The organism is Schlesneria sp., assembly GCF_036405755.1.
GTDB lineage: Bacteria > Planctomycetota > Planctomycetia > Planctomycetales > Planctomycetaceae > Schlesneria > Schlesneria sphaerica.
Window position 1 is genome coordinate 1 of the sequence record NZ_DASWWZ010000039.1, and the last position, 3,699, is coordinate 3,699.

2 protein-coding genes are annotated in these 3,699 nt (G+C 57.9%); both read left to right on the forward strand.

Annotation, left to right across the window (positions count from 1 at the left end; all coding sequences use genetic code 11):
* Positions 1 to 684: 684 nt before the first annotated feature.
* A complete protein-coding gene (locus tag VGE80_RS01290) occupies positions 685 to 2,169 on the forward strand; it encodes an aldehyde dehydrogenase family protein (RefSeq protein ID WP_440591391.1) in 1,485 nt (494 codons plus the stop codon).
* Between the two features lie 354 nt (positions 2,170 to 2,523).
* On the forward strand, positions 2,524 to 3,699 hold the full coding sequence (locus VGE80_RS01295) for a M20 family metallopeptidase (RefSeq protein ID WP_397568607.1): 1,176 nt from the start codon (positions 2,524 to 2,526) through the stop codon (positions 3,697 to 3,699).

Genomic DNA, 3,699 nt, shown 5'->3' on the forward strand with positions numbered 1-3,699 from the left:
GAGAGCTGTGTCGGACAGGGGGTTCGCGCGCCTTGGTCTCAGCTCCTTCAGCCCCTCGAACAGTGCGACCGAAGGGCTCATGCCGTGGCAGAGCCTGGTGTTCGTCGCTGGCAGAATCAGAGAAATGGGTGCCTATAAAAGGCGAGAACCCGGTACGTTGCGGGCAACGTACCGGGCTGTGTAGGCGGAAAGTCGAGGTGTGTTGTAGGCGGGTGCTTGGCCTGTCTCCCTCAGGCCGGCAGGATGTATGAATCTCGAATCATCGAAGGATGATTGCGTGAATCATTTGGGTGATTGTTCACTCCATCTCCCCCTTAAGCAGGCTATGTGCCAAAGGCGAATTCTGTCGAAAGATTTTTTTCGAATTGTCGTGAAGTCCCTGAAAAGAAGGGGTTTTCAATGGGGTCGCCCTCTCATCTGACTGGCGGCTTGGTTTTGGCATGCCCGCCGTTTGTAAGCGTTACAAGCAGAAACGATTGAAAAAGTTGCAATCGGCGAGAGTCACCCCGGAGTTGGCTGATTTGTTCCTCGCTCATCGGCCTGCGGGACACCGAAACAGTCCGTTTCGGTAGGCTTCGGATAACGAAGGGGGCTGGTTGAGTGGTCGGGACTGGGGGGCTACCATGTTGGAACGTGTCCTGTCCCTCTCTCGAGTCCTGATTCAGGAATAAGGAAGTCATCACCATGACGGCAACTCTTTCGGCTCCGCCGGCAGCGACCAAGTTTTCGGGAAAGACAAAGCTTTTCATCAATAATGAATGGTGCGATGCCTCTGATGGTGGGACGTTCGACACGTATAATCCTGCGACAGGCGAGGTGATTGCCCAGGTTGCCCATGCGACGCCTCATGACGTCGATCTGGCGGTGAAGGCCGCTCGGAAAGCTCTCGACAAGGGTCCCTGGAGTCGCATCGATGCCTGCGACCGGGGCAAGCTGATGTTCAAGCTGGCCGATCTGATCGAGTCGAACGCAGAGGAACTGGCTCGTCTCGAGGCCTTGAATTGCGGCAAGACGATCACCGATTCTCGCGGCGATCTGAACGGCGTGATCAATACCATTCGTTACTACGCCGGCTGGGCAGACAAGATCGAAGGCAAGACGGTTCCCGTTCGCGGCAACTTTCTCTCGTACACCCTGCGTCAGCCAGTCGGGGTTGTTGGCCAGATCATTCCGTGGAACTTTCCTCTGCTGATGGCCGCCTGGAAGTGGGGACCGGCACTCGCCTGCGGCAACACGATTGTGATGAAGGCGGCCGAGCAGACGCCTCTTTCGATCCTGCGTGTGTGTGAACTGGCACTGGAAGCCGGGTTCCCGCCGGGCGTCATCAATCTGCTGAACGGGATGGGAGAAACCACCGGCGACGCGATGGTGACGCACCCCGGCATCGACAAGATTGCCTTCACCGGTCACGTCGATACCGCCAAGCTGATCACCAGGCGAGCCGCCGAAACACTGAAGCGGACGACGTTTGAACTGGGTGGGAAGAGCCCCAACGTCATTTTCGCCGACTGTGATATCGATCAGGCTGTGGCGGGTTCCTTCCACGCGATTTATTTCCACGGAGGACAATGTTGTACTGCCGGCAGCCGCCTGTTTGTGGAAGAATCGATTCGCGAAGAGTTCGTCGCCAAGCTGGCTGAAAAGGCGAAGAAGCGCCGAATCGGGAACCAGTTGGACGAGAAGACCGAGCAAGGACCTCAAGTCTCGCAGGAGCAACTCGACAAGATCCTGGGCTATGTGGAACTGGGGCAGAAGCAGGGGGCCAAACTCGTCACCGGTGGGAAACGTGGCAACGACGGAAAGGGCTTCTTTGTTGAGCCGACGATTTTCGACAATGTCAAAGACGAAATGGCGATTGCCACGGACGAGATCTTCGGCCCGGTCGTCAGCGTCCTTTCCTTCAAGGATGCCGATGAAATGCTGGAGCGGGCAAACAATACTCAATACGGGCTGGCGGCCGCGATCTGGACGAAGAATATCGATAAGGCTCACTGGTACGCCAAGCATGTGAAGGCCGGAACCGTCTGGGTCAACTGCTACCATATTGTCGATACGACAACTCCGTTTGGTGGATTCAAGAACTCCGGCCAGGGGCGTGAGAACGGCGAAGCCGCGCTGGATCACTATACGGAAACCAAGACGGTCACCGTGGCACTCGCCAAGGCCTGATCGCACTCCTCGTGGATGGGAACTGAAAGCGACTCCGGTGACCCCCGTTGCCGGAGTCGCTTCGTTTCATCACGCTTCGCAATCACGCGTGGTTTAACTGTCAGTGCAGTCCAACGGCCGGTCCCTGTGCCGGCCGAAAAGTCGCTCCCGATCAGGGTGCGGGGAAACGCCGAGCGGCAGGGGCGTGGATGGTCGATCAGGCCCTTTCGGAGAAATCCCTTACGGAATTACGACCGAGATCTGTAATCCTTCGGTAAACGGCAATACGGGGGTCTCTGTGAATGTTGACGGCTGACTACATGTTGCTGTAGCGTAAGATTTTTCGACAATTCCTTCCGTGAGCAGTAGTGACCCATGTCGGCTCCCTTAACGATTCTCAAAGATCTGGTTTCCATCCCCAGCGTCAACCCGATGGGACGCGACGTGAGTGGTCCAGAGTATTTCGAGACGCGTGTGACAGAGTATCTGTTGCAGTATTTGAAGCGACTTGACGTTCCGTTCGAGCAGGTCGAGATCGCTCCCGGCCGGTCGAATGTGCTGGCCCGGCTGGATGCTCCCGGGGCCACGAAAACTGTTCTGCTGGACGCACATCAGGACACCGTCCCTGTCGATGGAATGACGATCCCCCCGTTCGAGCCAGTGGAACAAAACGGTCGGCTGTACGGTCGCGGTTCCTGCGATGTGAAGGGGGGAATGGCCGCCATGCTGGCTGCCTTCACCCGCCTGGCGAAGGAACGGCCTGCCGGAATGTCGAATGTGGTTCTCTCGCTGACGTGTGACGAAGAGGCCACAAGTATCGGGATTAACCATCTGACCGATAGCTGGTCGGAACCGGTCCCCCCCTATCGGCTGTGCCCGACGCGGCCTGACGTGGCGATCGTCGCGGAACCAACGCAACTGGATATCGTCGTCGCTCATCGCGGCGCGACACGCTGGAAATTGCACACCGCCGGCCGAGCCTGTCATAGTTCGCGACCCGAGGAAGGAATCAATGCGATTTACCGGATGGCCAAGGTTGTGCTGGCCCTGGAGGAATTCGCCGCCAAACTTCCCACACAACGTCCGGCACACCCCCTGTGCGGTCCCGCGACACTGAGTGTGGGCCGAATCGACGGCGGAAGCAGCGTGAACATCGTCCCGGATCACTGTCATATCGAAGTCGACCGACGGTTGATTCCCGGTGAAGATCGTTTCGGGGTGATTGATGAACTGGCCGATTACCTCCGGTCCAAACTCGATTTTGAAGTGACGCATGAAGCTCCCTACTGCGCGAGTCCATCGCTGGGGGATGATCTGAACGGAGCCCTGTCCGAACAGTTGATGCGTGTCATCACGAGTGTGGTGGGACCTCGTAAGGCGCTCGGTGTCCCGTATGGAACACATGCCTCGCGATTCGCGCGGGAAGGGATCGCCGCCGTCGTCTTCGGTCCCGGTGACATCGCGCAGGCGCACACCAAGGACGAATGGATCGAAATCGCCCAACTCGATCACGCCGCCGAGATCTACTACCGGTTCTGTGCGGGCGGCTGA